Origin of the sequence: Geobacter sp. (assembly GCF_030834625.1) — a bacterium.
Lineage (GTDB): Bacteria > Desulfobacterota > Desulfuromonadia > Geobacterales > Geobacteraceae > Geobacter.
Window position 1 is genome coordinate 17,653 of record NZ_JAUQXO010000064.1, and the last position, 25,776, is coordinate 43,428.

The 25,776-nt window shown below is 63.6% G+C and carries 26 protein-coding genes; 8 read left to right on the forward strand and 18 right to left on the reverse strand.

Features of this window, described 5'->3' with window-relative positions:
- Nucleotide 1: 1 nt before the first annotated feature.
- Entirely contained in the window at nt 2–802 is an 801-nt protein-coding gene (locus RCH91_RS15050; protein ID WP_306535799.1) for an alpha/beta fold hydrolase, read from the reverse strand.
- 25 nt (nt 803–827) lie between these two features.
- Nucleotides 828–1,487, reverse strand: coding sequence for a YceH family protein (locus RCH91_RS15055; RefSeq protein ID WP_306535800.1), 660 nt, complete (start codon nt 1,485–1,487; stop codon nt 828–830).
- Between the two features lie 200 nt (nt 1,488–1,687).
- On the opposite strand from RCH91_RS15055, the gene RCH91_RS15060 reads away from it, so the two are divergent.
- The 3 genes from RCH91_RS15060 to RCH91_RS15070 all read left to right on the forward strand — a co-directional run bounded on the left by RCH91_RS15060 (nt 1,688) and on the right by RCH91_RS15070 (nt 5,146).
- The gene (locus RCH91_RS15060; RefSeq protein WP_306535801.1) at nt 1,688–3,445 is read left to right on the forward strand and encodes a DUF4388 domain-containing protein; all 1,758 of its coding nucleotides are present in this window, start codon (nt 1,688–1,690) and stop codon (nt 3,443–3,445) included.
- A 28-nt stretch (nt 3,446–3,473) separates the two neighbouring features.
- Nucleotides 3,474–4,544, forward strand: a complete 1,071-nt coding sequence (locus RCH91_RS15065; protein ID WP_306535802.1) for a type IV pilus twitching motility protein PilT — start codon at nt 3,474–3,476, stop codon at nt 4,542–4,544.
- 98 nt (nt 4,545–4,642) lie between these two features.
- The gene (locus RCH91_RS15070) at nt 4,643–5,146 is read left to right on the forward strand and encodes a peptidylprolyl isomerase (protein WP_306535803.1); all 504 of its coding nucleotides are present in this window, start codon (nt 4,643–4,645) and stop codon (nt 5,144–5,146) included.
- A gap of 84 nt (nt 5,147–5,230) precedes the next feature.
- On the opposite strand, the gene RCH91_RS15075 is transcribed toward RCH91_RS15070, so the two are convergent.
- Nucleotides 5,231–6,922, reverse strand: coding sequence for a GAF domain-containing protein (locus RCH91_RS15075; protein WP_306535804.1), 1,692 nt, complete (start codon nt 6,920–6,922; stop codon nt 5,231–5,233).
- Between the two features lie 251 nt (nt 6,923–7,173).
- On the opposite strand from RCH91_RS15075, the gene RCH91_RS15080 reads away from it, so the two are divergent.
- Nucleotides 7,174–8,124: a tRNA dihydrouridine synthase gene (locus tag RCH91_RS15080; protein WP_373694400.1), complete on the forward strand. Its 951-nt coding sequence runs from the start codon at nt 7,174–7,176 to the stop codon at nt 8,122–8,124.
- A gap of 317 nt (nt 8,125–8,441) precedes the next feature.
- On the opposite strand, the gene RCH91_RS15085 is transcribed toward RCH91_RS15080, so the two are convergent.
- From RCH91_RS15085 to RCH91_RS15095, 3 genes are read right to left on the reverse strand one after another with little or no spacing between them, the layout of a single operon-like run.
- The gene (locus RCH91_RS15085; protein ID WP_306535806.1) at nt 8,442–9,695 is read right to left on the reverse strand and encodes an MFS transporter; all 1,254 of its coding nucleotides are present in this window, start codon (nt 9,693–9,695) and stop codon (nt 8,442–8,444) included.
- A 27-nt stretch (nt 9,696–9,722) separates the two neighbouring features.
- On the reverse strand, nt 9,723–11,369 hold the full coding sequence (locus tag RCH91_RS15090; protein WP_306535807.1) for a fatty acid--CoA ligase: 1,647 nt from the start codon (nt 11,367–11,369) through the stop codon (nt 9,723–9,725).
- A 51-nt stretch (nt 11,370–11,420) separates the two neighbouring features.
- The gene (locus RCH91_RS15095) at nt 11,421–12,410 is read right to left on the reverse strand and encodes a DNA cytosine methyltransferase (protein ID WP_306535824.1); all 990 of its coding nucleotides are present in this window, start codon (nt 12,408–12,410) and stop codon (nt 11,421–11,423) included.
- Nucleotides 12,411–12,526: 116 nt separating this feature from the next.
- Between RCH91_RS15095 and RCH91_RS15100 the strand changes: the two genes are divergently transcribed.
- On the forward strand, nt 12,527–12,655 hold the full coding sequence (locus tag RCH91_RS15100) for a hypothetical protein (protein WP_306535808.1): 129 nt from the start codon (nt 12,527–12,529) through the stop codon (nt 12,653–12,655).
- 100 nt (nt 12,656–12,755) lie between these two features.
- Nucleotides 12,756–13,376: a trimeric intracellular cation channel family protein gene (locus RCH91_RS15105; RefSeq protein ID WP_306535809.1), complete on the forward strand. Its 621-nt coding sequence runs from the start codon at nt 12,756–12,758 to the stop codon at nt 13,374–13,376.
- An 85-nt stretch (nt 13,377–13,461) separates the two neighbouring features.
- On the opposite strand, the gene RCH91_RS15110 is transcribed toward RCH91_RS15105, so the two are convergent.
- From RCH91_RS15110 to RCH91_RS15160, 11 genes are all read right to left on the reverse strand, one after another.
- Nucleotides 13,462–14,283 (reverse strand): protoheme IX farnesyltransferase, encoded by an 822-nt coding sequence (locus RCH91_RS15110; protein ID WP_306535810.1) that lies wholly within the window; start codon nt 14,281–14,283, stop codon nt 13,462–13,464.
- Nucleotides 14,280–15,191: a cytochrome c oxidase subunit II gene (coxB, locus tag RCH91_RS15115; protein ID WP_306535811.1), complete on the reverse strand. Its 912-nt coding sequence runs from the start codon at nt 15,189–15,191 to the stop codon at nt 14,280–14,282. Before coxB ends, RCH91_RS15110 begins: the two co-directional genes overlap by 4 nt.
- Before the next feature lie 9 nt (nt 15,192–15,200).
- Nucleotides 15,201–15,491: a cytochrome C oxidase subunit IV family protein gene (locus tag RCH91_RS15120; protein ID WP_306535812.1), complete on the reverse strand. Its 291-nt coding sequence runs from the start codon at nt 15,489–15,491 to the stop codon at nt 15,201–15,203.
- 22 nt (nt 15,492–15,513) lie between these two features.
- A complete protein-coding gene (locus RCH91_RS15125) occupies nt 15,514–16,116 on the reverse strand; it encodes a cytochrome c oxidase subunit 3 (protein WP_306535813.1) in 603 nt (200 codons plus the stop codon).
- Nucleotides 16,113–17,738: a cytochrome c oxidase subunit I gene (gene ctaD, locus RCH91_RS15130; RefSeq protein ID WP_306535814.1), complete on the reverse strand. Its 1,626-nt coding sequence runs from the start codon at nt 17,736–17,738 to the stop codon at nt 16,113–16,115. Before ctaD ends, RCH91_RS15125 begins: the two co-directional genes overlap by 4 nt.
- Nucleotides 17,725–18,603, reverse strand: coding sequence for an SCO family protein (locus RCH91_RS15135; RefSeq protein ID WP_306535815.1), 879 nt, complete (start codon nt 18,601–18,603; stop codon nt 17,725–17,727). Before RCH91_RS15135 ends, ctaD begins: the two co-directional genes overlap by 14 nt.
- Nucleotides 18,604–18,768: 165 nt before the next feature.
- Nucleotides 18,769–19,641: a bifunctional 5,10-methylenetetrahydrofolate dehydrogenase/5,10-methenyltetrahydrofolate cyclohydrolase gene (locus tag RCH91_RS15140; protein WP_306535816.1), complete on the reverse strand. Its 873-nt coding sequence runs from the start codon at nt 19,639–19,641 to the stop codon at nt 18,769–18,771.
- Between the two features lie 131 nt (nt 19,642–19,772).
- Entirely contained in the window at nt 19,773–20,759 is a 987-nt protein-coding gene (locus tag RCH91_RS15145; RefSeq protein ID WP_306535817.1) for a serine/threonine protein kinase, read from the reverse strand.
- A 7-nt stretch (nt 20,760–20,766) separates the two neighbouring features.
- Nucleotides 20,767–21,150, reverse strand: coding sequence for a type II toxin-antitoxin system VapC family toxin (locus RCH91_RS15150; protein ID WP_306535818.1), 384 nt, complete (start codon nt 21,148–21,150; stop codon nt 20,767–20,769).
- A complete protein-coding gene (locus RCH91_RS15155; RefSeq protein ID WP_373694401.1) occupies nt 21,147–21,353 on the reverse strand; it encodes an AbrB/MazE/SpoVT family DNA-binding domain-containing protein in 207 nt (68 codons plus the stop codon). The genes RCH91_RS15150 and RCH91_RS15155 overlap by 4 nt, the downstream gene beginning before the upstream one ends.
- A gap of 80 nt (nt 21,354–21,433) precedes the next feature.
- On the reverse strand, nt 21,434–22,942 hold the full coding sequence (locus tag RCH91_RS15160; protein WP_306535820.1) for a radical SAM protein: 1,509 nt from the start codon (nt 22,940–22,942) through the stop codon (nt 21,434–21,436).
- 123 nt (nt 22,943–23,065) lie between these two features.
- On the opposite strand from RCH91_RS15160, the gene RCH91_RS15165 reads away from it, so the two are divergent.
- On the forward strand, nt 23,066–23,599 hold the full coding sequence (locus tag RCH91_RS15165) for an outer membrane beta-barrel protein (protein ID WP_306535821.1): 534 nt from the start codon (nt 23,066–23,068) through the stop codon (nt 23,597–23,599).
- 44 nt (nt 23,600–23,643) lie between these two features.
- A complete protein-coding gene (locus tag RCH91_RS15170; protein ID WP_306535822.1) occupies nt 23,644–24,414 on the forward strand; it encodes an SDR family oxidoreductase in 771 nt (256 codons plus the stop codon).
- 117 nt (nt 24,415–24,531) lie between these two features.
- On the opposite strand, the gene RCH91_RS15175 is transcribed toward RCH91_RS15170, so the two are convergent.
- Nucleotides 24,532–25,092, reverse strand: a complete 561-nt coding sequence (locus RCH91_RS15175; protein ID WP_373694399.1) for a nucleoside deaminase — start codon at nt 25,090–25,092, stop codon at nt 24,532–24,534.
- Between the last annotated feature and the right edge of the window lie 684 nt (nt 25,093–25,776).

A 25,776-nucleotide genomic window follows, 5' to 3' on the forward strand; every position in this document is an offset into this window, starting at 1 on the left:
CTCACCAACTCTTCAACTCCCTCAAAAACGCCACGAGCGCCCCATTGAAGGCCCCGGGGTGTTCCAGGTTGGCCATGTGTCCCGCCTCGGTGACAATCTTGAGCCGGCAGCCGGGTATGCCGGCGGCGATGGCCCGGACGACCTCCGGCGGCGCGGCCCGGTCCCCCTCGGCCCCGATGGCCAGGGACGGGGTCCCGATGGTGCCGAGAAGCCCGCTGTAGTCCTTCCGCTCCCGCATGGCGAGGAGCCCCCCCGCAAGCCCCCGGGAGTCGGTCCCCACGATCCAACCACCAACCTCCTTCACGAGCTTTGGCCGCTCGGCCAGGGACTCCTCCGCGAAGAGGATCGGCACGAAGGCGTCGGCAATTACCTGAGGGCCGAATTTCATCGTATCCTGGGCCAGCTGGAGCCGGCGGGCCTTCCCCCCTTCGTCGTCGGCCGTGGCGCGGGTGGTGATGAAGACGGCGCCCCCAAGCCGCCCGGCATGACGTTCAACAAGGTTGAAGAGGACGTATCCCCCCATGGACATCCCGCCGATGACCGCCCGCTCGATCCCCAAATGGTCCAGGAGACCCGCGAGGTCGTCGGCAAAGAGTTCCATGGAGTAGGGCCCCTCGGGGGCGTCGCTCTCGCCGAAGCCCCGCAGGTCCAGAGTCACGAGCCGGAACCCCGCCTCCGTCACCGCCTGAATCTGGGGGTGCCACATGCGACGGCAGAGGGGGAAGCCGTGAATGAGAACCACCGCCGGGCCGCTGCCGTGGTCGTCGTATGCCAGGGTGATACCGTTGATGATCGCGTTCATGATGTACCTCCGTGGCCTGATGCCGTTACTCGAACTGGGACCTGAACTCCTCCATCATCCGGCGCAGCTCGACGACTTCGGTGCGCAGGGCCGCCACCTCTTCCTCCAACCGCGCCATCCGCTCATCCTCGACCCGCACCTGAAGCCGCGCCCCCTCCGGGGGCGGAACGAACTCCTCCGCATCCGCGTCGGGGAGGCCGGCGAAGAGATGGGCATGGCGCTGCTCCTTGCGGCCGGGCTGACGGGGAAGGCGGGCGACGAGGGGTTCCTCCCGCTCCATAAGATCCTGCAGGACCTGCTCCACCGCCGCCAGATCGGCAAAGGGACGCATCCGCTCGGCCCGGGTCCGCAGTTCCCCCACGGTCTGGGGGCCGCGCACGAGGAGCTCGGCCAGAATGGCGAGATCGGGCGGCTCCAGGAGAAACTTCTCGGCCAGGCAGTGGCAGTATTTCATGGCCCGCACCCCTTCGGCCGACTGCCGGGCAAACCCCTTCATGCGGAGCGAGTCCAGGGCGCGGACCACGTCGGCCTCCTCCAGGGACATGACGGGGTCCCGGTTCGACTTCTGGTTGCACGCCGCCGTCAGGGCGTTGAGGGTGAGGGGATAGTACTCGGGAGTCGCCAGCTCCTTCTCGACGAGACAGCCGAGGACGCGGATTTCGCTGGGGTTCAAGACGGATTCCATGGAAGATCTCCTTTCCGGTCTGGTGCCGGTTGCGGTCTGCCCAAACCATACAGGGTCCGGCGGCCGCAGGTCAAGGGGGTCATGCGCCCTCGGCAGAGGGAAGCTCCGCGATTCCCGCCGGTTAGTGCTTGAATGCTGCAACTTTTTCGAGTTTAATAGAATCTTTGCCTGAACCTGCCACGAGAGGAGCGTTGCAACGGATGTCATTCACCGGAGATCTGGAACACCTGTCCATCGTCGATGTCATTCAGCTCCTGCACGCGACGCGCAAGTCGGGCACCCTCACGGTCAAGGGGCGCAAGGGGGAGAGCCAGCTCGTCTTCAGCGACGGCTACATCGTCAGCGCTAACCATTACGACAACAGCCTCCGGATCGGCAATATCCTGGTGGAAGCCGGGGTCATCACCGCCGACACCCTTGAGAAGGCCCTCGACGAGCAACGGAGCGCCGGAGAGAACCGCCTTCCCCTGGTCGCCACCCTGCTCGAAGGGGGGAGAGTCCGGAAGGAGGACGCCTACCGGGGGCTGGAGGCACTTATCGAGCTGACAGTGGTCGAGATCCTCACCTGGAAACGGGGGACGTTCAACCTGGACGTCTCCAACGTCACGGTGTCGGATGAATACCGCTATTTCCCCGAGAAACTGCACGAGGAGATCACGCTCCACACCGAGAACGTCCTGATGGACGCCCTGCGGATTTTTGACGAGAAAATGCGCGACGGGCTCCTGGTGGAGGAGGAGTTGACGGAAGAGCTCCCGACGGACGAGGCGTCCGACGACGGAACCGGCCTGACCATCTCCGCCGCCGACTTGGGGCTTGCCGATGTGGACAAGCTGGAAAAGACGATTCCCCGGGTCTTTGCGGGGCTGGAGGATCGCACCCCCCACCTGAAGATCCAGGAACTGGGCGCCGATCTCTCGGAGAAGGAGCAGGAGGAACTCCTCGCCTTCCTCGGAAGCTACTCCGGCCACGCCGACGAAGCGGGGGGAGGCGGGGAGGAAATCACCCCGTCGGTCATCCTCTTCAGCGCCGACGAGCTCATGACCTACTGCGTCACCACCGTCTGCCGGCAGGAAGGGATCTTCGTCTTCGCCACCAACGAAGAGCAGGACCTGGACCCGATCATCGAGCAGCTTCTGGCCAGGAACAGCCTCCCGGTCCTCGTCTTCGACGCCCCCCAAAGCGCCGGGGTACGCTTTTCACCCCACAAGCTCGAAGGTCTGCGGCAGCAGAAAAAAAAGGCCCACCCCCGCGTCGCCATCATTCAGCTCGTCTCCCCCCTCGACTATGTTTTCTCCCTCGACTCCCTCAAGGAGGGGGTCAGGGCCGTCCTTCCCCGCCCCGTTCGCGAAGAGCGGGGGGAGACGTTTCTCGAAGACACCCTCCGGTTCCTGGAAACCTTCCCTGCATACCTGCGGGCCTTCGGCCGCGAGCAGGGGGGCGCGCCTGTCGCCCGGATCGCGCAGGGCCTCGCGGCCCTGCGGCAGCTCAGCGAGCCGCCGGAGATTGCCCTGTCGCTCCTTCAGTCGGTTGCCGGGGTGTTCGAGCGAGCCATCACCCTCATCGTCCGCGACACGGAGCTGATTGCGGAGCGGGGGATAGGGGTAAGGGGAGATCGGCGCGACGGGGCGACGCCACCCCTCAGGTTCAGGGTCCCCCTCGACCGTCACTCCCTTTTCGGCGCAGTAATCGAAAAAGGGAGTGTATTTTTCGGAAAAACTGACGATGAGATAGTGCGGGAGCATCTTTTCCCGGCCATCGACGCCCCGCTCCACGGAACGGTATTCCTCCTCCCCCTCAGGAGCTTCGGGAAGACCGTCTCCCTAACCTACGGGGACTTTGGTCACCGGGAGCCATCGCCGGTCCAGGTGGAGCTCCTGGAACTTCTGGCCGGGGAGGCGGGGCTCGTGCTGGAAAACGCCCTGTACCGCCGAAAGCGTGAAAAACCGTCGGCATGATCGGGTGCGACGTTAGCGAGGTATTTTCATGGACATGAACCTTCTGAACCAGATACTGGGGATCGCCTTCGAGAAGCGGGTGTCGGACCTCCACTTCGAGGTGGACAATCCCCCCTTCTTCCGGGCCCGGGGGCAACTCCTCCGCTCCAAGCTCCCCCGGCTCACCGCCCAGGACACGGAGTTCATCGCCAAGACCGTCATGGAGCAGAACAGGCGCACGCTTCCCGACAACCTGCGGGAGTTGGACGCCTCCTACGCCCTCCCCAACGGCGGGCGGTTCCGGGTCAGCATCTTCCGCCAGCGGGGCGCCATCGGCATCGTCATGCGGGTCATCCCTCCCCACGTGGGGACCTTTCAGGAGCTGAACCTCCCGCCGGTGCTGGGCGAGATCGCCAAGGCCCCCAACGGCCTCATCCTCGTGACCGGCCCCACCGGTAACGGCAAGTCCACGACTCTGGCGTCGATCATCCGGCACCTGAACGAGACCTGCACCTTCAACATCATCACCATCGAGGACCCGGTGGAGTTCCTCTTCACCTCCGACAAGAGCTGTATCATCCAGCGGGAGGTGGGGATCGACACTGAAAACTTCAGCGCGGCGCTCCGGGCTGCGCTCCGCATGGACCCTGACGTCATCATGGTGGGGGAGATGCGGGACCTGGAGACCATCGACTCCTGCATCAAGGCGGCGGAAACGGGACACCTGGTCTTCTCCACCCTCCACACCCAGAGCGCCTCATCCACCATCAACCGTCTCATCGGCCACTTCCCCCCCGACTCCCAGGAGGTGATCCGCCAGCGGCTGGCCGATATCCTGGTGGCCACCGTGTCGCTGCGGCTCATCAAGGACAAGAGCGGCGAGCATATTCTGCCCGTGGTGGAGATCATGCGGGCCACCACCACCATTCAGGCATGCATCCGCGAGGGGCGCCTCGACGAGATCGAAAAGCACATCGAGAACGGCCGTTCCCTCTACCAGATGCAGACCCTCGACCAGCACCTGCTGGATCTGTGCGAGAAAGACGTCATCACCTTCGACCAGGCGAAGCTTATCACCCGCTCCATGGATCTGGAGCGGAAGCTGGCCTTCACCGAGTGATGGGAGAATTTTCACTGGACTGCGGGGTGCCAGACCGCGTACGATGGTGAAATCGGTCATGGGCCGGATATATCACAAGAGTACGGAAGGACTAAGTAATGAAACAGGCACAGAAGGGCGACCGGGTGAAAATCGATTTTACCGGCAAGCTCCAAGATGGAACGGTTTTCGACAGCACCCTCGAGGCAGAGGGGTGCGATAGCGACGAATGCGGATGCGAGACCGACGAATGCTGCGAAGACGAAGACTGCGGCTGCGAAACCGGCCCCATGGAGCTGACCATCGGCGGGGGAGAGTTCTTCGAGCAGGTTGAAGAGGCCCTGATCGGCATGGCTCCCGGCGACAAGAAGACCGTCACGATCCCCGCTGAAGACGCCTTCGGCGAGTACGACGAGGAGAAGGTCTTCTCGGTACCCAAGAGCGACCTCCCCGAAGACCTGATTCCCGAAGTGGGGCAGGAGCTGGTTCTCGCCAACGACGACGAGGAAGAGATCGGGGTCGCCGTGGTGGAGGTGACCGACGACAGTGTCACCTTCGACGCCAACCATCCCCTGGCGGGCGAAGACCTCACCTACGAATTCTCGCTGGTGGAAATCCTCTAGAATCACCCACAATACCTACGCACGGAAACAGCAAAGGCGGCCATCGGCCGCCTTTGTCGTCACAAGCTCGGCACTCCCCTCCCCTCATCCCTGCACGGCCTCCTTGATCCGTTTGCAGACCTTTACCCATGCCTTGTTCTGTTCGGCCTTGCTCAAGGTGTCGATGGGGCGGTCGGGGTTGATGGCCGCCTGGTAGTCGCGGATCTCCGTCTCGTCGTAGGAACTGAAAGAGAGGGGGACCCAGAGGATCGTCAGTCCCCGCTCCCGAGCCGCCGCCAGCAGAGGGGGCAACTCGCTGGAGGCGATGAAGTCGGACTCCAGAAAATTCGGGCTGACGAGAACCACGGCAACCGTGGCATGCTCGAGGGCGGCGGTGATCTCATCTCTCCAGCGCTCACCCGGCTTGATCTTCGTGTCGTCCCAGACGGCAAGAGTCTCGCCGTGAATGTAGGGTTTCAGGTGGGTCTTGAGTCTCGTGAGCCACTCCCCGTCCTTGTGGCTGTAGCTGATAAAGACCTCCCCTCCCCCTGTCTTCGGGGCAATGGGGATGGCCGGCATTGCCACACCGCTCCCTGCAGCGAGGCTTTTTACCAGATAGCGTTCGAAGAGGTTTCCGGTGGTTTCGCCCGGCTTCTTGAGCTCGAACTGCTCCGGCCCCTCGTACTCCGCCACCGCCTGCCGCACGGCATTGAAGGTCCTCTTGTCCACCAGGATGCGCCTGCCGTTGCGCGCGTGGGACATGAGGTTGGCCGCCAGGATGACCCCGACGCCGATGGCGGTGAACTCCTTTGCCCGCTCGCTCCCGACGCAACCGAGAATGACCGTGTCGGTGGCGATCCCGACCCCCACATCGAGAAAACCGAGGGGAGCGTTCGTCTGGGCGTCCCAGGCGTCCCGCATGCCGCCGAAATTGGCCAGCATCGTAAACGCGCACCTGACCGCATTGAGGGCCTGCTCCTCTCCCCGAAAAAAGGCGAGGACACCGTCACCGAGAAACTTGTTGACGATCCCCCGGTGGGCAAAGACGGCCTCGGCGAGCATGGCAAGGAAATCATTGAGGATCCGCTGGGTATCCTCGGGGCTGCCGAAGATCTGGCAGAGCTGGGTGAAGCCGCGCATGTCGGCAAAGAGGATCGTGATGGTTTCCCGGTGGGCGGGACTGTTGAGCTCGTCGATGAGCTCCGTCGGCCCCCGGGTATCGTCACGGGATGCATAGAATCCCATGTGGGCCAGGAGCTCTTCGATGAGCCGCGCGTTACGGATGGCGACGGCGGCCTGGGCGGCGAAATGCTCCAGGAGGACGCGGTCCCGGTCCGTATAGCCGCCGCTGCGCTTGTTGAGAATCTGGACGACCCCCATGGGTCTGCCGGCCACGGTGAGGGGGACGCAGATCATGGAGGCGGTGGGCCGCTTCGTGTCGCCGTCAACCCCCTTGAAGTGGCTCGCGTCGTCTGCCAGGGCGTTCTCCACCAGGGACCTTCCGGTGCTGAAGACCTCCCCCGCCTTGCTGCGCAGGGGAATTCCCTGCTCGGCCGACTCCCCCCACTGCTTCAGGAGGAGGTCGGCGTCATCGCCAACGGCATGGGCAAAGTAGAGCGTGCCCCGCTTCTCGCTGTGGAGGATGACGCTGGCATCGGGGGAGTCGGTCAGGACGCTCGCCTTGTCGAGAATGGTCTTGAGGAGGGTTGTGAGACCCACCTCTGCCGCCAGTTCGCGGCCGCACTCCACAAGGGTCACCAGCTCTTCCTTCTCCAGCAGTTCGGAACCTGTACCCATGAAACCTCCCGATGACATTCCGGCGCCGTACCGTGGACGTAATCCGTTAAACGGGCACACTGCCCGGAATTGTGGAATCAGTATACCTGACGGACACGAAACGGCAATCGGGAGGCCACGATCGAAGGGTTCGTGTTCCCTGCAAATTCATGGTATAGGACCACCTGACACCCCAAAGAGGAGACGCAATGACAGACGGAAGGACCGGAGCTCCCCCCCCGCTCCCCTGGCCAACAGGCCATACCCCCCTGATGCTGGCCCCCATGCAGGGGTTGACCAACCGGGCCCTGCGCGCCCTGCTCATCGACTGGGTGCGGCCCGACACGGTCTTCACCGAGTTCATGCGGGTCAATCCCCGGGGGTCGCGGCAACCGATCAGGGCGGGGGACCTGCGGGAGGTGGCTGCAGCGGAGGAGGGTGTCCCCCTGGTGGTGCAGCTCATTGGCCACGACCGGGAGGCCCTGGTGGACGCAGCCCAGGCTGCCCAGGAAGCCGGGGCCGTCCACATCAACCTGAATCTCGGCTGTCCCTACGGGCGGATGACCTCCGGCCTCACCGGCGGGGGTATGCTGCGGCGCCCCGAAGTGCTGGAAGAGCTCATCCCCGCCCTGCGCCGAGCCATCGCCGGGACTTTTTCCGTCAAGCTGCGGGCCGGCTACGACGATCCCGGCCAGGTCACCGGCCTTCTCCCCCTGTTCGAGGAGACGGGGGTCGATTTTCTCGTGCTCCATCCCCGGACGGTGGTGCAGGAGTACACCGGCCGGGCGGACCATGCCGTCACCGCACGGGTGGTTCAGCAGACCCGCCTGCCGGTCATCGCCAACGGCGATATCCGCACCGCCGCCGACGGCCTGCGGGTTCTGCGGGAGACCGGCGCTGCCGGGCTGATGCTGGGGAGAGGAGCCATTGCCGATCCGCTCCTGTTCGAACGGATCAGGGGAAGGGCCGGCGCGGAGCCCGACCGGAATGAACGGCAGGAAATGCTGCGCCGGTATCTGGGGGAGCTTTTGACGAGCTACTGCGGGGTCTTCTGCGGCGACACGCAGATCCTGGGGAAGATCAAGGGGGTACTTGCCACCATGGACGACCCCGACCTGGCAAAGACCCTCAAGCAGCTCAAGAAAACCAGAACCGTCCGGGCCTTCGCCGCCATCCTGGACGAGATCCCACGAAAAAAGGCAGCGGACTCCCGCTGCCTTTGACACAATTTACCATTATACACGGAAATTTTTTTTATAACAGTCTATGCAGAGTATCTTTCCGACGGTATAGTAAAACCAGGTAGCGCTACCTGCAACAGACTGTCACCGCAAGGAGGGCACCGTTATAGAGGAAGCTACTCCCGAATACAATCTGACGCAACACCTGTCCGGAGGCATCACCGCCCCGGAATGACCCTGAAAAGGGTGAAACAGATGTGATAAAACCGAGGCCCGCCGAACATGGCGGGTCTTTTCTCGTTCGCTGCCGGAAAAACACTCTCCCGCCGACCCGGAAACCTCGCGTCCCCACCGCGCCACTACCCCTTCTCCGAATAATCCCGCGCAAACAGAAACGCCACGATGGCAACGGCCAGCCCCACCACCGGAAAGAGAAAGGCGGCATGGTAGGCCGCGGGAGAGGCTCCCGCTGCCCCGCGCCCGTAGGAGCCGACGATCACCCCCATGAGCTGCTGGGTCACGGCCGCCCCCATCAGGACGAAGAAGTTGATGGAGGTGAGGGCCGTCCCCACGATCCGCACGGAGAACATGGAGCGGATGATGGGGTAGATCATCACGCCGCTGGAGACCGCCAGTCCCACGGCGAAGAACCCGGCCGCCAGAAGTGGTAGGGGGAGCGCCTCGGCCGTCCCCAGAAAGCCGGACATGAGCACCAGGAGCACCACCTGTCCCGTCAGGAGGGTTTTTTTGTAGGATCGGAAGAGACGGCGGGCGATGGTGTCGATCACCATGCTCCCGGCGATGAACCCCAGGGAGGTGAACATGAGCATCTGGCCGGTGGCGGCCCGGGAGAGGTGCATCACCTCCATCAGATAGGGGCCGCCCCACAACCCCTGGAGGGCCAGATAGTTGCCATACCAGAAGAAAGAGATCAGACCCAGGAGCCAGAAATGGGGATTGCCGAAGATCTCCCCCCAGGCACCCAGCATGCCGGCGGGCTTGGCGGCGTCCGCGGCATCCCCCCCATCGGCCACGGGGGGGCGGTCTCTGACCATGCCAAAAACCAGCACCGTCACCACCGCCTGGAGGAGGCCGATCACCAGGAACGAGGAGCGCCAGCCAATGGCAGCCACCGCCAGGGCCAGGGGGGCCGTGGCCGACAGGTTCCCCAGGTTGCCGATGGCCACCATGAAGCCGGAGACCCGGCCGAACTCCTGCTTGGAGAACCAGTGGCTGAAGATGGTGAAGGTGGCCATGAGCACCGAGGCGGTGCCGATACCGATCAGCACCCGGGCCGCCATGGCCATGGCAAGGCTGTCCGCCTGGGAAAAGAGGAGGCCCCCCATGGTGGTCAGCACACCGCAGCCGCTGATGACCAGGCGGCTCCCCAGCCGGTCGATCATGGGTCCCAGCGGCAACTGGGCAACGGCATAGACGTAAAAGAGTATCCCCGAGAGGGAGCCAAGCTGCTGGGGGGTAAGCCGCAGTTCCCGGGAGATGTCCCCGGCAACGACCGCCAGGGAAACCCGGTAGAAATAGACGAGAATATACATCAGCGCCAGCACCGAGAAAATAACCCAGCGCTGGCGGCGGATACTGCTTTTGTTGCTCATGGTTTCTCCATCCCGCAGCCGGCAAGGCTACAGGTACTTTTCCCGCAGGGCGACCTTGTTGGTCTTGCCGACGCTGGTCTTGTCGATGACCTCCACGAGGTGGACCCGGGCGAGGACCACCTGTTTGCTGACGACCCCCTTGTCGGCGTACTCCCGCACATGGTGAAGAAGATCCTTCTCTGTTACCCGGCCTGCTTCTCCGGGCCTGGCGACCACCAGGGCCAGGGGGCGCTCCCCCCACTTCTCGTCGGGCTGACCGATGACCGCCACCTCGGCCACGGCCGGGTGATGGGCGATGATGTCCTCCAACTCCAGGGAGGAGACCCACTCCCCCGCCACCTTGATGACATCCTTGGTCCGGTCAGTGATCCGCACGTACCCCAGCTCATCGCGGACCGCCACGTCGCCGGTATGGAGGTACCCCCCCTCCCAGAGGCGCTCCGAGGCCTTGTGGTCCTTCAGGTACCCCTGGGTCAGCCAGGGGGCACGAACCACGATTTCGCCGCTGCTCACGCCGTCCCGGGGTAACTCCCGAAGATCGGCGCCCACCACCCGCAGATCCACCAGCGGCAGGGCCAGACCGGTTTTGCAGCGGATCGTCGTCTGCTCCTCCGGGGGAAGCTCCAGCATCTCCGGCGTCAGATGGGATATTGAGAGGATGGGGCAGGTTTCGGACATGCCGTAGCCGGTGAAGACGTCGATGCCGCGCCGCAGCGCCTCCAGGCAGAGGACCCGGGACATGGCCGCGCCACCGATGATCACCTTCCACCCCGACAGATCGAGCCGATCGGCGTGGGGATGCTTCAGGAGCATGTGGAGGATGGTGGGAACGCAGTGGGAGAAGGTCACCCTCTCCCGCTCGATGAGCTCCAGCAGGTGGTCCGGCACGTAGCGGCCGGGATAGACCTGCTTTACCCCCAGCATGGTAGCCACGTAAGGAACCCCCCAGGCATGGACGTGGAACATGGGGGTGATGGGCATGTAGACATCGGTGCGACGGAACGTGCCGTGCCCCACCGCCGTACTCAGCACCGTCATGACGCCGAAGGTGTGGAGGACCAACTGGCGGTGGCTGAAGTAGACCCCCTTGGGCATGCCGGTGGTGCCGGTGGTGTAGAAGGTGGTGGCCCGGGTGTTCTCGTCGAAATCGGGGAATGCAAATTCCGACGATGCCGCTGCCAGAAGCGCTTCGTACTCCCCGCAGAAGGGGATGGTGGTTTCAGGCGTCTTCTCTTCGTCGGTAAGGAGCACATACCCCTTCACCGCATCAAGCCTCCCCCTTATCTGCTCCAGGGTCGGGAGGAATTCGCTGTTCACCAGGAGGATATCGTCCTCGGCATGGTCGATGGTGTAGAGGATCTGCTCCGGCGAGAGCCGGACGTTGATGGTATGGAGCACCGCGCCGATCATCGGCACGGCGAAGAAGAGCTCCAGATAGCGGTGGCTGTCCCAGTCCATGACCGCCACGGTGTCGCCGGGCTTCACCCCCAGCCCCGTCAGGGCGTTTGCCAGGCGCCGGACCCGCTCCCGCAGGGTGCGGTAGGTGCCGCGGTAAAGGTTTCGGTAGACGATCTCCTGGTCCGGGTTGTCCACCACGGGGGAGAAGAGGAGGTTCTTGATCAGCAGGGGATAGTCGTAGGCCGAGGGGGTACGGGAAATCAGGGTGTCGGACATGGATGGCTCCTGGGGCTGGCAGAACGCCGAGTATAATAGCAACGTGCCGGGTTATATCATGTTTTCAGTGGGGATGGACGGATTTTCAGCGGCGGTATCCGGTGACAGCACAAGGGAGGGAAACGCCCGGAGCATCTCCCGTACAGCCCCCACCGCCAGGCTGTTGCCGACCAGGTGCCACCGCTTCCGGAGCGCGATTCCGTCAGAGAACCGGAATCCTTCCGGAAACGCCATGAGCCGGGCGATCTCTTCCGGGGAGAAGTGGCGCACGCCGTCGGCGCAGCGCAGATAGGATCCGGCAGAGGTTATGGACCTCCCGTACCCGGCGGTGAAGCAGGTGGCACAGGCGGAGCTGTCGGCAGAATCAATGATGGGAAGCGCCTCGCCGAAACGGGCAACGACGTCGGGAGAAAGGAGCAGCTCGGCGGGCACCCGGTTTGCGAACCTCCGGTCCAGGTAGTCGTCCAGCGGGCGAAGGGAGCGGATTTCGGGAGGGGCGACCGGACGCAATTCATCGCGGGAGGCCACCAGGTAGTACCGGGGACGCCGCGCCGGGATCCCCAGCTCCGTGGGGCAGAGGAGCCGCTCCTGCACCTGGAAGCCGCGGGATGCCAGGACTTCCGTGAGCCGGCCGTGGGCCTCTGAGCCCACAAACCCGGCCACGTTCTCCAGGGCCAGGTGGCGGGGGAGGAGATCGGCCGGAATCCGCCCCAGGAGTTCCAGGATATGGACAAGGCTCCGGGCGCGGGGATCGGTCAGGTCCCGGTGGGCCCCCCGCTCGCAGTAGGGCTGGCAGGGGGGAGAGAGCCACCAGAGGTCGATGCCCCCCGCCGTCAGCTCCCAGGCACTCACCCGTTCCAGATCCACCTGGCGGGCCCCGTGATCGGGGAAGTTGAGCCGGTAGGTGGCCAGGGCCGCCGAATCCTGGTCGAAGGCACCCACCACCCGCACGTTTGCCCCCCTGACCGCGGCGGCGAACCCGCCGATTCCGCAAAAGAGCTCCAACACCCGCAGGGGCGCGACCGTTCCCCCATCAGTCATTGTTGGCACCACATCCCCCACTCCCCTTCCCTTCCTTGACCTGCATCAATGCCACCAACGCCCCGCAGTGCTACCTTCCTCCCTGACGCGCATCCGCGGACGACTGGAGGAAAACCATGACCACGAGTGAAATAATCGTTACGGCAACCATCTGGATCCTGACGGCCATCGGAGGGTTCTTCACCCTGCGGGGCATCCGGCGCCGCCGTCGGGAGGTTGCACGATCATCAAAACATAATGAATGAAAGCCCGGGAGAGCGCAATCCCCTGAGCCACGAACCACACAAACTTCGCATTGCGTTCCTTTTGGCGAGCAGGTAAGCTCTCGGCGAAAGGAGACCCCCCATGAACCTGCTCTATGCCCTCGACCTGCTCGGTACCGCCGCTTTCGCCGCTTCGGGCGCCTGGGCCGGCATCCGCCGCGATATGGACCTCTTCGGCGTGCTCATGCTCGGCCTGGTCACCGCCACAGGGGGCGGCACCCTGCGCGACCTGTTCCTGGGTGACACACCCCCCTTCATCTTCAAGGACGAGACCTACCTCTACCTCTCCATCGCCGTTTCCCTGGCGATCTTTCTCTTTCACCGGCACCTGGAGTTTCTCCAGCACCCCCTCCTCTACTTCGACGCCGTGGGGCTCGGCACCTTCGTGGTCATCGGCACGGGAAAGGCCCTCGCATTCAAGATGGGGTTCGTGGGCTCAGTGATGATGGGGGTGATGACCGCCACCGCCGGGGGGATGATCCGCGACGTTCTCTCCACCCAGGTCCCCCTGGTGCTGCGGAAGGAGGTGTACGCCTCGGCCTGCATCGCCGGCGCTGCCCTCCTCTACCTGCTGGACCGGGTCTCCTTCCCCCGGACCTGGTCGCTTCTCGCAGCCGCCACGACGGTCATCGTCGTGCGCCTCCTCGCCATCCGCTACAACTGGTCGCTCCCCCGGGCCGGGGACGGGGAACGGAGCGCCTGACGCCGCGCAACCGAGAGCCATGAAACCGCGAAACAGGATATCCGTTTCGCGGTTTTTCTTTTTCCCGGTCAGGGGATGACGGGGTTCACCGCTGAATGAAAAGGGCCAGGGCGATCAGAAGCGGGAACAGGCTGAGGCTGGAAAAGAGGGGAGCGTCGGCACGGGACGCCGCAAGGAGAGCCAGGAGGAGGGAGAAGGCGAGAAAAAACGGAGCTGCGCCGCTTCCGACGATGCCGAAGGCCGGCAGCAGGAGCGCCCCCGCCACGAGCGCCCCGATCCAGACCCCGAACACGGGAGAGCGGGCGCCGGCCGTCACGCCGGGAGCGAAGAGCGGGATGCCGGCCCGCCGATAGTCTTCGGCGTGGCGGCACTGGAGGAGCCAGAAGTGGGGGATCTGCCAGAGATAGAGGAGCCCCGCCAGGAGCACGATCCGGTAATCGGCGGGGCTCCCGCCGGTGACCGCCCAGCCGATTACCGGCGGGATCGCCCCGCTCACGGCACCTGCCAGGAGGGCGAGGGAGGTGCGGCGTTTGAGGGGGGTGTACACCCCCAGGTACCAAGCCAAGGCTCCGGCACCGAGAAAGGGGGGGAGAAGGCCGCCCACCCAGCCGAGCAGCAGAAGGCCGGCGGCGATGCAGAGCCCCCCAACGGCCGTGGCTGCCAGGGGCGACAGGTCCCCCTTGGGGAGGGGACGATGCCGGGTCCGCTCCATGAGGCCGTCCAGCTCCCGCTCGATCACCTGATTGAGGGCCGATCCCCCCGCGGCTAGAAGCGCCACACCTCCCCACGTAGCCGCCAGGAGGTGATTCTCCCCTCTCTCCGGGGCGAGGAGGCACCCCGCCGCCGCCGCGATGCCGTTCAGCATCGCGAGCCGGAGTCGAAGCAGCCGGCCGGCCCCCCGGATCACTTGAGCTCCTTCAGAAAGTCCACGATATCCCCGATCTCCTTGTCGGAAAGGGCTGGATAGGGAGGCATGACCGGCGGGTACCCCGTGGCCACGTCGGCCGCCGGTTCGCGGAGGGAGCGCTTCAGGTAGGCCTCGTCCACGGTGGCGGTCCGTTCGGCGCCGCCGGTCACCACCGTCACGTTCCGCCCCCAGATCCCCTTGAAGGTGGGGCCAACCTTTCGCGTCCCGTCCAGGGAATGGCAGCCGAGGCAGCCGTTCTTCTCCAGCAGTTCCCTTCCCCGCCCCGTCCCCTTCTCCACTTCCTCCCGACCCGCGAGCCACGTCTGGAACTCCGCCTCGGGAACTGCCTCAACGGTGGTGATCATGGCCGAGTGGCCGGTACCGCAGTAGACGGAGCAAAAAAGATCATAGGGGCCGGGTTTGTCTGCCATGAACCAGACGTGGTTCTTCATTCCCGGGACTACGTCGCGCTTGACCCGGAACGCGGGGATATAGAAGCCGTGGAGCACGTCCGTGGAGACGAGATTCACCAGAACCGGCTTTCCGACGGGGACGTAGAGTTTCGGGCTGGTCTTGCCGTTGGCGTAGGTGAAGGTCCACGACCACATGCGGGCCGTGGCCGTCACCTCCAGGGCATCCTTCGGCACGTTGCGGAGCGCCAGGTAGCCGGCCCATCCGTAGTAGAACATCGCCATGACGATAATGGTGGGGAGGGCCGTCCAGACAATTTCGAGCCAGATATTGCCCGCCGCCTGGGAGGTGGGCTCCGGTGACCGGGAGCGGCGGTAACGGATGACGAACCCCACCATGGTCGCGGTGATCCCCACGAGGAGCACCAGGCTGATCCCGAAGATGAACATGAAGACCGGGTCTACTGCGCGTGTTGTGGTAAGGAGGTTCGGGTCCACGACAGATCCTTATCGGTAGAGAACGTCGAAAAAGGTCAGGCCGATGAAAATCACCAGGGTAACCAGGGCCAAGAACAGCAGCCAGCGCAGAAGCCTCCCCTCGTAGCGCATGTGCATGAAAAAGGCGATCACCAGCCCCCCCTTGGCGGCGGCGATGGCGAGGGAGCCCCAGACATGGCCTATCCCCGGGGTGTGGCGGGAGACCCAGACCGTCAGGGCGGTGAGGACCAGCAGTGCGACCCAGACTACCGTCAGCGTTCCATAACCTATGATGTGGTTGTCGGCACGTTCGGAAGACATGTCCATCCTTTTCGGTGCCCCCCTACAGGACCAGGTAATAGAGCGGAAAGATGAAGATCCAGACCAGGTCCACCAGGTGCCAGTAAAGGGCACCGTTCTCCAGCCATGCGAAATCCCCGACGTGTATCGTTCCCCGCCCGACCCGCACCGCCACCACCGTCAGCAGCGCCCCACCGATCAGCACATGGAGGCCATGGAGGCCGACGGTCACGTAGTAGAGGCTGTAGAAGACCGATTCCCCCGGCGGCACCGTTGCCAGCAGGGGTGAGCCGGGATAAATGCCGCGGCTGAACTCGGCGCTCCATTCCAGGTATTTGTTGAAGAGGAAAATGGCCCCGCAGAGGACGGTACCCCCCAACAGGTACACGGCCAGCCGGCGCCCGCTCCGCTGGATGGCGGTGACCGCCATGGCCGCCATCAGGCTGCTGGTGATGAGGATGATTGTATTGACCGTGCCGAACCCAAGGTGCATCTCCCGCCCCGCTGCGGCAAACTCGCGGGGGTAACGGGCGAAGTAGGCCCCGTAGAGGAGGAAGAGCCCCCCGAACAGGAGCAGTTCGGTGAAGAGAAAGAGCCACATGCCGAGCTTGGCGCCGGCATGGTCTTTGGGCGGAGTATGGCTCATGGAATCCCCGCCCCCCTGAAATCATAGGGGCCGTGGGTGACCACCGGCTCCTCTGCAAAATTCTCCGTGGGCGGCGGCGTCGGGATGGACCATTCCAGGGTTGCCCCTCCCCATGGATTGCTCCCGACCCGTTCCCCGTGGCGCAGACCGCGGAACAGGTTCACCAGAAGCAGCACCAGCCCGGCGGCCAGGATCCAGCTCCCGATGGTGGATGTCAGGTTGAGGGGGGCGAATTCGGGGAGGTAATCGTAGTAGCGCCGCGGCATCCCCTTCAAACCCAGCACCATCATGGAGAAGTAGAGGATGTTGAAGCCGACGAACATGAGCGCCCAGGCGATCACCGCCGGCTTTTCGGCGTAGCGGCGGCCATAGAACTTGGGGAGCCAGTAGTGCATGGCGCCGAAGAAGGCGAAACCGGAGCCACCGAAGATGACGTAGTGGAAGTGCCCCACCACGAAATGGGTGTCGTGGACATGGATGTCGGTGGCGGCCGCGCCGAGGATCAGCCCCGTCAGTCCGCCGATGGAGAAAAGCAGGATGAAGGAGAGGGCGAAGAGCATGGGAGCCTCCAGGGAGATGGACCCCCTGTAGAGGGTGGATACCCAGTTGAAGACCTTGATGGCCGACGGGATGGCGACGATGAAGGTAAGGAAGGAGAAGACCAGGATCGCGGTATCGCTCATGCCGCTGGTGAACATGTGATGTCCCCAGACCAGGGACCCGGCCGCGGCAATGGCAAGACTGGAAAACACTATCATCCTGTAGCCGAAGATAGGCTTGCGGGCGAAGACCGGAATAATGTCGGATATCACCCCCATGGCCGGCAGGATCATGATGTAGACCGCGGGGTGGGAATAGATCCAGAACAGGTGCTGGTACATGAGGGGGTCGCCGCCGCGGGACGGGTCGAAGAGGCCGGTTCCCAGGATCCGTTCGGCCATGATGAGCACCAGGGTGATGCCGAGGATGGGGGTCGCCAGGATCTGCACCCAGGCGGTGGCATAGAGGGACCAGACAAAGAGCGGCAGCCGGCCCCAGGTCATCCCCTCGGCCCGCAGGCGGTGGATGGTGGTGACGAAATTGACGCCGGTAATGATGGAAGAGAAGCCCACGATGAAGACGCCGAACACCGCCAGGGAGACATTTGTCCCGGTTCTCTCGCTGAAGGGGACGTAGAAGGTCCAGCCGGTGTCGGGGGGGCCGCCGCCGGTGAAGAGCGACGTGAGGATGATCACCGCACCGGCCATGTAGAGCCACCACGAAAAGAGGTTCAGGCGGGGAAAAGCCACGTCCCGGGCGCCGATCTGGATCGGCATGACCAGGTTGCCGAAAGAGCCCTGGAAACCGGGGATGATGAAGAGGAAAACCATCACCACCCCGTGGACGGTGAAGAGGGCGTTGTAGGCCTGGGGGCCCATGATGGTCCGCCCCGGCGCCATCAGCTCGATGCGGATCAGGAGGCCCAGCAGCACTCCGACAAGGAAAAAGCCGAACACCGAATAGAAGTAGAGAAGGCCGATCCGCTTGTGGTCGGTGGAGAAGATCCAGGAGGTGATGCCGCTCCTGCCGGTGTCGTTCCAGAAGCTGCCGGCAGGGGGCGGGGTCAGGTCAGTCGGTTCCATGGTTTCCTCGGGGAGGTCCCAGGCGCTTTTTCCCGGTCAGAAACAGGAAGGCGAGAAAGGCCCCCGTGCATATGATGACGATCGTGGCGCTCACCCGCAGCAGGTTGAAGACGTAGGTCTTCGACTTCGGGTCGAAGGTGAAGCAGTACCCCACCATCTTGCGGATCGTCGTCCCGACCTTTCCGTCCCGGGCCTCCAGCAGGGCCAGGGTGAGGTCCTTGGGAAGAAAGGTCGTGCCGTAGAGGTAGCGGACGATGGTCCCGTCCCGGGTAACAATGATACTCGCCACCGGGTGGATGAAATCCCTTCCCCGGCGCTCGAACCGGAACCCGGCCGCATCGGTCAGCCGGCGGATGTTTTCAGGCTCTCCGGTCAGAAAGCGCCACCCGTCCTCCGGGAAAGGAGCGTTCATGGAGTTCAGGTAGGTCCGCTTGTACCGGCCGGCCAGCGCCGGCGTTTCGGTTTCGTCGAAGCTGACCGAGATGACCCGGTACTCCTCTCCCGGCTTCCGGCGAACCTCCGGCAGGACACTGGCCAGCCCCCCCTGGAGGAAATTGCAAACGTTGGTGCAGCTGTAGTAGACGGGAAGGATGATGGTCGGGACGGTCACCAGGTCTTTCAGGCGGACCGGCGAGCCGGTTTCGTCCCGGAACGTGAGGTCGAGGGGAATCTTCTCCCCCAGCCGTTCGGAGAGGCCAACCGTTGCGGCGTCACCCACTCCTGCATCCGTGCCGGAGCGGCCGTGCTCGTGGAGTTGCTCCTCCGTGTGGGCCGCCACAGGGACGGACATAAGAGAGAACGCCACCAGCAATGAAGCGAGGAAGGAGCGAACGCCGGACCATCGTACACCGCGTAACCATTCCATGGGTCACCACCCTGTGACCGTGATGTCGTGCCCCTATACCTTACCGCCCTTCGCGTCGTTCGCAACCGGCCCGGCAGGGGCACCCTACAAAAAAACGGCGGCCAGGGGCCGCCGTTCGGGGGAAATGTCACAGAAAAGTGCCGGCGTGGGCAACGCCGGGCATTCTCAGACCAGGTCGAAATTGTTCTGGTAGGCCATGAGGGTGTTGATCATGAGGGCGGCAACCGTCATCCGGCCGACGCCGCCGGGAACCGGGGTGATCCAGGAGCACTTCTTCTTCACGTTCTCGAAGTCCACATCCCCCACGATCTTGCCATCCTCCAGGCGGTTGATACCCACATCGATGACGACAACCCCCTCCTTCACCATGTCCTCGGTGACAAAGCCGGGGATGCCGACGGCCACGATGACGATGTCGGCCCGGCGCGTCTCGTCCAGCAGGAGCTCCCGGGGAGTCTCGATATGGGTCAGGGTCACGGTGGCGTTGCCGATGTCGAAGTCGTTGGAAAGCATGATGGAGATGGGCTTCCCCACGATGTTCGACCGGCCGATGACCACGCAGTGCTTCCCCCAGACCGGGATCTCGTAGAACTGGAGGAGCTTGCAGATGCCGTAGGCGGTGGCGGGGCGGAACGCCTTCTGCCCCAGGGTCATGCGGCCGAAGTTCGTGGGGTGGAACCCGTCGATGTCCTTCTCGGGGTCAATGGCGTTGATTATGTGCTGCTGGTTGATGTGCCGGGGAAGGGGCAGCTGTACGATGAGGCCGTCGGTGGTCTGGTCGGCGTTGATCTCGCGGATCTTCTCCAGGAGCTCCGCCTCCTTGATGGTATCCGGGAACCGCAGGAGCGTCCCCTCGAACCCGGCGCTCTCGCACGACCTGATCTTGGACTTCACGTAGGACTCGCTGGGGGCGTGCTCCCCCACGAGAATGACCGTCATGTGCGGTTTCCTGAGGCCTGACTCTTCATATCCCGCCACCTTCCTGGCTATGTCGGCAACCAGGCTCTCGGCGCACTTTTTTCCGTCCAGTAGTTTCATGGCAATACGTTTCCTCTTGTCGGCAGATTTTCACTCCCCCATTTCCGTATACAAATCAGGAAGTTCAAGACATATTTTCTTGTAGCACACAATCCATGATGTCACAACAGGCGACACCCCAAAGGGATGGTTCAGGGGAGCTCCAGGGGGGGCTCCGCCAGGGTCGCCACCTGCTCCCGCAGCTCGATGATGTGGTCGTTCCAGTAGCGGGGGGTGTTGAACCAGGGAAAGGTGGCGGGAAAGATGGGGTCTTCCCAGCGGCGGGCGACCCAGGCGCTGTAGTGGAGAATCCGCAGGGCCCGCAGGGGTTCCATCAGCCGCAACTCCCGGGGGTCGAAATCGTTGAACTCCGTGTACCCTTCCAGCAGCGCGCCCAGCTGGGCGAGCTTGCGAGGGCGGTCGCCGGAGAGCATCATCCAGAGGTCCTGCACCGCCGGGGCCATGCGGGCGTCGTCGAAGTCCACGAAGTGGGGGGCTTCGTCGCGCCAGAGGATGTTCCCGGCGTGGCAGTCGCCGTGGGTCCGCAGGTAGCGGACCGGCCCTGCCTCAGCGATCAGTGCGTCAACGGCCTCCAGGAGCAGGCCGGTCACCGCCGTGTAGCTCTCCCGAAGCTCGGGGGGGATAAAGCTGTCGCGGATCAGTGCCACACTCTCGTGGCCGAAGCTCCGGCTGTCGAGGGTGGGGCGGTGCGTGAAGGGGCTTACGGCGCCGATGCGGTGCATCCGCCCCAGCATCCTCCCCAGAATAAGGAGGTTGTCAAGGTTGTCGAACTCCGGGGCCCGCCCCCCCTGGCGGGGGTAGAGGGCAAAGCGGAAGCCGTTGTGGAAGAAAAGGCTTTGGCCGTCGGCGTTGCGCCAGGGGGCCACCACGGGGAGCTCATGCTCGGCCAGCTCGGCGCAGAAATCGTGCTCCTCCATGATCTGGTCGTCGGTCCAGCGGCCGGGACGGTAGAACTTGGCCACCAGGGGCTCCCCCTCTTCGACCCCCACCTGGTAGACCCGGTTCTCGTAGCTGTTCAGGGCCAGGGTGCGGCAGTCGCACGCAAACCCCTGGCTCTCCACGGCGTCCATGATGAAAGCTGGGGTCAGGGTGCTGAAGGGGTGGGTGCGGTGGGGCATGGGTTTGTTACTCCCGCTGACGTTTCGGAAAATACTGCACACCGGACAAGCCGTTGAAATGCTCGTCCTGGGTCCAGAGGACCCCATGATGGAGACGGGCCGTGGCAAGGATGATGCTGTCCGCCATGGGGAGCGCCAGCTCAAGGCTCGTTTTTGCCGCAACCATCGCCAGGGACGACGAAAGCTCAACGACTCTTCCCTGCTGCATCAGCGCCGCGGCCTGCAGCGCGGCATCTTCTCCACGCTGGCGACAGACGACCTTGAACACCTCGTAAATGGTGATGGAAGGCACGACGAGCGACGCCTTGTCCGCGAGGGGAACCGCAAACTCGCCGGCATTGGGTCCGTCCGCGAAAAATTCGAGCCAACCGGATGAGTCGACAACGTTCATAGGCGATCCGGCTCCCGCTCGACCGAGGTCTCTATGCCCTTCAGGAATCCCCGCATCTCGGATATCTCCTTCTCCGGAATCAGCTCGATACGGTTGCCATAGGCGACAACCTGCATCTTCTGGCCAGGAGTAAGGTGAAGCTTCTCCCGGACTTCGCGCGGGATTACAACCTGGAATTTTGGAGAAATCTTTACGGCCTCCATCTCACCCTCCCCATCGATGACGATTTGTACAACGATACCCCCATCGATATCCGCCGTCAAGGAAACAGGATCCTCCTGTTTCACCTTCCGGCAAAAAACGGAGCGTGATTGGAAGTGAAAAGGGGCGGGTCGCGGCGCAGAATTGCCGTCACGGCGGGGTGGCGGGTGAACTCCCGGTCCAGGAATCGCCGCACCTCTCTGCGGCCCCATCCCCGGGGGTGACGGAACCCGGTGTAGAGGGGGAGGTCCCCCCCGTAGAACGGTTCGGTCCCGTGTTCAACCGCTTCGTCGCCGAAGGCGGGCATGTTGAAGACCGCCAGGTTGAGGAAGGTGATGGCCTCCCGGTGGCGGACCACGAACTCCAGGGTCCGCCGGGCATCCTCCTCCGCCTCGGCCGGGGTGCCGAAAAGGAGGTAACCGTAGACGGCGATTCCCGCCAGCCGCAGGTTTTCCAGCACCCGCGCCGCCGTTCCCAGGTCGATTCCCTTGTGGAGCCGGTCCAGGACCCCCTGATCCCCCGACTCCAGCCCCAGCTTGAGCATGACGCACCCCGAGCGCTTCAGGGCCCGACAGAAATCCGGGTCGGCCAGGTTTGCGTCGATCCGGGCGAAGCCGTACCATGGCGCGCCGGGCGGGGTGTCCGCAAGACCGCGCAGGAGGAGAGGACTGACGGCGTTGTCCAGGAGATGAATGAGGGACGGCCGGTAACGGTCAGCCAGGGTCCGCAACTCGGTCAGGGCCTGGGAGGCCGGAACGGGACGGTACGGGTTACCCTCGGCCCGTTCCGGGCAGAAGGAGCAGCGGTTCCACCAGCAGCCGCTGGCGGCGCTGTAGGGGAGGATGAGGCCGGGGGATAGGTAGTCGTCAAGCGGCAGGAGATCGTAGGCTGGCAACGCCGGCTGCCGGGGCTTCGCCGTAGCGCCGAGGAGGGCAAAGAGGGGTTCTTCCCCCGGCCCGGCCACCAGATGGTCCACAAGTCCGCCGAAGGGGTTCTGCCAGCCGGGGCGCTGCATCCATGAGGTCACGAGTCCGCCGCCGAGCACCATCGTCAGGCCCGGATACCGCTGCCGTATGAAGCCGATCAGGGCAAAGGTGCTGACCGCCTGGCTCAGGTAGTTGAGGGAAAGGCCCACGACCCGAACGCCCTCCAGCACTTCGGGAAGACGCCTGCTGAACCAGGGATGGAAGGGGTTTCGCTCCGGCTCCTCCGCCGCCCGGAGCAGGTCGGCGCTGGAGACCGGCAAGAGGTGCACCTGCTGATAGTCCGCAAGCCCCACCGTGGCGCCCTTCTCTTTCCCCGCCACGGCCAGGAGGCGGTTCAGGTCCCTGACCGCCCGGCCGTAGCGGTCAGGGGAGCGGTAGGTCTGCAGGTCCCGCAGCGCGGCCAGGTGGCCGGCCCGCCCCTTCACGGCCCGGCGGGTCCAGGTGTCGGACGCAAGCGACGGCTGTTCCATGAGCCAGAGAAGTCCTTCCAGGTTGGCGTCGAGCACCCGGCACGGGAGGCCATGGGACTGGAGCGCCCCGGCGAGTCGGGCGATGCCGGCCGGCGGCTCGCTGGGTTTGGCAACGGGGGGGTGAATGAGGAGCATGGTGTCCATTATGGGGGAAAGCGGAACAGAGCAGCAAGGAGTATCGCTATGGAGAGCCCGGCCCCTGCCTTGACAGACAGCGCTCACGGGGTACGATGTTCACACACTGAACCGGAGGTGAACATGATGAAAACACACGTCTTAGTCTCCTTCCTGATTCTTGCGGCCTGCGCCGCGCCGGCCATGGCAGAAAACCGGCAAGGGGCCGTCACCCTCACGCCATTTTATGGCATGCTCGCCTTTTCGCACCAAGCGAAGCACCTCGACACCGACTTCACGGCGGGACTCCGGGGTGGGTATAACATTACGCGGAACGTCAGTACCGAACTGCTGTTCGCCTATACGGAAACGGTCTATGACCCGGCGGTCATCTATGCCACCGTCTACCGCTACGGTGCCGACATGGTCTACAACTTCAGGCCCGAACACCCGCTGGTCCCCTTTGTGGCGGCCGGCCTCGGTGGCATCACCGAGGATTATGCAAAGGAGAGACACGATCAGACTCATCTCTACCTGGGCTATGGATTCGGACTCAAGTACTCGCTGACCGACTGGCTGGCCCTGCGGAGTGACTTTCACCACAGCTTTGTCCTTGACGGGCTCACCAGCAATTTCGAGCTTTCGGCAGGCCTCCATTTCCAGTTTGGGGGCAACTGACCGCCTTCATGCGTTCCGGCTCACGAAAAAAGGGAAGGGGAATCATGAACAGAACGGTATTCATCACTGGGGCGTCGGCGGGGTTCGGCGCGGCCTGCGCCCGGCTCTACGCGGCGCAAGGGGATCGGCTGGTGCTGGCGGCACGGAGGGAAGAACCGCTCCAGGCGCTCCGGAAAGAACTGGCCCGGCAGACGGCGGTGCATGCCATCGCCCTCGACGTACGGCGGCGGAAAGCGGTGCAGGAGGCGGTGGAGAGGCTCCCGGCGGAGTTCCGGGAGGTGGATATTCTTGTCAACAACGCGGGGCTGGCCCTGGGTCTGGAGCCGGCCCACGAGATGAGCCTTGACGACTGGGACATCATGGTCGACACGAACATCAAGGGGCTTCTCTACTGCACCCGCTTCATCCTGCCGGGGATGGTGGCCCGCAACCGGGGCCACATCGTCAACATCGGCTCCACGGCCGGGGCCTGGCCCTATCCCGGCGGCAACGTCTACGGCGGCACCAAGGCGTTCGTGGAGCAGTTTTCCCGGAACCTGCGGGCCGACCTCCTGGGGAAACAGGTGCGGGTCACCTGCCTGGCACCAGGGATGGCTGAAACCGAATTCTCCATGGTCCGCTTCAAGGGGGATGCAGCGAAGGCCGCCCAGGTTTACGCCGACACCCAGGCCCTGACGGCCGCGGACGTTGCCGGCATCGTCACCTGGGTGACGGGGCTTCCCCCCCACGTGAACGTGAATACCCTGGAGGTGATGTCAATCAACCAGTCGTGGGGACACCTGGCCGTCCACCGGGAGGCACAGGGCCGGGAGTGAGAATGCCCCCTACTTCTTCAGGACCTTTTCCGACTCGATCTGTCGGAAGATATCATGGAGAGACTCTGCGTAGATTTCCTCACGCTTCCCTTCCAGCCACCGCCCCCAAGCAACGCCCTACATCCGGTTATACAGGACACCCCCGAGACTCCGGTAGAGTTCCAGCACGACGCGCCCCTCATCCCCCATGACCCCCCGGACAACCTCGATCCCCCGCTGCTCCAGGTAGCGGTATGACTCCGGAAAAACCGGGCCTTCGTCGAATCCGATTTCCCGAGCGTCTTCGGCGGCAGCAGCGCACACCAGCCTCTCCACCCCACTCCAGAGAATTCCCCCAAGGCACATGGCGCAGGGCTCACAGGAGGTGAAGAGTTCGTACCTCCCCCGGGCGGCCAGGGTAAAGCTTTCAAGCTTCGCTTCGGCCAGCATGATTGCCACCATTTCGGCATGCAGCACAGAGTTTATGGCGGCAACCACGAGGTTCACCCCCACACTGACCAGTTCGCCGCTTGCTCGATTGAATATCGCCGCACCGAACGGACCTCCGATCCCCTGCTCCACGTTACGGCGGGCAAGGCCGACGGTAAAGGCCATTTTCTCGGCATCCCCCGTAAACACACGGGAGCTGTCCACGCTTGTACGAGCCCACTCGGGCAACGGCAACGGCACCTGCAGCATCCGTGATCACCCCTTTCTGCCCGTAAGGCTCTCCGTCATGGCAAAACTGTATCGCCGATTTGTGCGAAAACAAGAAAGGCGGCCGATTGGCCGCCTTTTGAATTAATTGAAGTACTCTTACGATTATTTTTTCTTTTTGGTTGCCCTGGGTGCTCGGGGGGGTTTCGCCTCGACAGGAGCCACAACGGGGGGCAAATACGAGCCCGGGGCGGCTGGCTCCAACGTACTGTAGTGAGATGCGGCAATTTTCCTGCTTTTTCCGTCGCTGAACTGGATCATCGCCAAGGTTGATGTTACTTCCAGAACCTTGCCGGCGCCCCATCCCAGCCCACCGGTGTGACTTACAATGTTACCGACTTTAATAATCATTGATTCGTACCACTTTCTTTTTGTTGAGGTGAATGAGTCATTAGTATCGACTCAATAACCTGCCATTAAAGAAAAAAACACCTAAAACCACCAATAGAACTTCTACTTGCCGTTAGATTATACAATAATGCTCTGGATTAGCAAGAAATATTGACATTTTTCGGCCACTACCATAATATTACCACGGCAATTAAATAGTGCATAAAAAGCCGGTTTGTGATATCGTTCGGGCATGGAAAAGATCGATGCACGAACACTGAATCAAGAAGCGCAGGAGGCCTTGCGGAACCAGATCATAAGGCTGCGCAGGGCTGG

Coding starts and splice junctions, on each gene's coding strand:
- RCH91_RS15050 (WP_306535799.1), bottom strand. CDS start 802: ATGAACGCGATCATCAACGGTATCACCCTGGCATACGACGACCACGGC.
- RCH91_RS15055 (WP_306535800.1), bottom strand. CDS start 1,487: ATGGAATCCGTCTTGAACCCCAGCGAAATCCGCGTCCTCGGCTGTCTC.
- RCH91_RS15060 (WP_306535801.1), top strand. CDS start 1,688: ATGTCATTCACCGGAGATCTGGAACACCTGTCCATCGTCGATGTCATT.
- RCH91_RS15065 (WP_306535802.1), top strand. CDS start 3,474: ATGGACATGAACCTTCTGAACCAGATACTGGGGATCGCCTTCGAGAAG.
- RCH91_RS15070 (WP_306535803.1), top strand. CDS start 4,643: ATGAAACAGGCACAGAAGGGCGACCGGGTGAAAATCGATTTTACCGGC.
- RCH91_RS15075 (WP_306535804.1), bottom strand. CDS start 6,922: ATGGGTACAGGTTCCGAACTGCTGGAGAAGGAAGAGCTGGTGACCCTT.
- RCH91_RS15080 (WP_373694400.1), top strand. CDS start 7,174: ATGCTGGCCCCCATGCAGGGGTTGACCAACCGGGCCCTGCGCGCCCTG.
- RCH91_RS15085 (WP_306535806.1), bottom strand. CDS start 9,695: ATGAGCAACAAAAGCAGTATCCGCCGCCAGCGCTGGGTTATTTTCTCG.
- RCH91_RS15090 (WP_306535807.1), bottom strand. CDS start 11,369: ATGTCCGACACCCTGATTTCCCGTACCCCCTCGGCCTACGACTATCCC.
- RCH91_RS15095 (WP_306535824.1), bottom strand. CDS start 12,410: ATGACTGATGGGGGAACGGTCGCGCCCCTGCGGGTGTTGGAGCTCTTT.
- RCH91_RS15100 (WP_306535808.1), top strand. CDS start 12,527: ATGACCACGAGTGAAATAATCGTTACGGCAACCATCTGGATCCTGACG.
- RCH91_RS15105 (WP_306535809.1), top strand. CDS start 12,756: ATGAACCTGCTCTATGCCCTCGACCTGCTCGGTACCGCCGCTTTCGCC.
- RCH91_RS15120 (WP_306535812.1), bottom strand. CDS start 15,491: ATGTCTTCCGAACGTGCCGACAACCACATCATAGGTTATGGAACGCTG.
- RCH91_RS15125 (WP_306535813.1), bottom strand. CDS start 16,116: ATGAGCCATACTCCGCCCAAAGACCATGCCGGCGCCAAGCTCGGCATG.
- ctaD (WP_306535814.1), bottom strand. CDS start 17,738: ATGGAACCGACTGACCTGACCCCGCCCCCTGCCGGCAGCTTCTGGAAC.
- RCH91_RS15135 (WP_306535815.1), bottom strand. CDS start 18,603: ATGGAATGGTTACGCGGTGTACGATGGTCCGGCGTTCGCTCCTTCCTC.
- RCH91_RS15140 (WP_306535816.1), bottom strand. CDS start 19,641: ATGAAACTACTGGACGGAAAAAAGTGCGCCGAGAGCCTGGTTGCCGAC.
- RCH91_RS15145 (WP_306535817.1), bottom strand. CDS start 20,759: ATGCCCCACCGCACCCACCCCTTCAGCACCCTGACCCCAGCTTTCATC.
- RCH91_RS15150 (WP_306535818.1), bottom strand. CDS start 21,150: ATGAACGTTGTCGACTCATCCGGTTGGCTCGAATTTTTCGCGGACGGA.
- RCH91_RS15155 (WP_373694401.1), bottom strand. CDS start 21,353: ATGGAGGCCGTAAAGATTTCTCCAAAATTCCAGGTTGTAATCCCGCGC.
- RCH91_RS15160 (WP_306535820.1), bottom strand. CDS start 22,942: ATGCTCCTCATTCACCCCCCCGTTGCCAAACCCAGCGAGCCGCCGGCC.
- RCH91_RS15165 (WP_306535821.1), top strand. CDS start 23,066: ATGATGAAAACACACGTCTTAGTCTCCTTCCTGATTCTTGCGGCCTGC.
- RCH91_RS15170 (WP_306535822.1), top strand. CDS start 23,644: ATGAACAGAACGGTATTCATCACTGGGGCGTCGGCGGGGTTCGGCGCG.
- RCH91_RS15175 (WP_373694399.1), bottom strand. CDS start 25,092: ATGCTGCAGGTGCCGTTGCCGTTGCCCGAGTGGGCTCGTACAAGCGTG.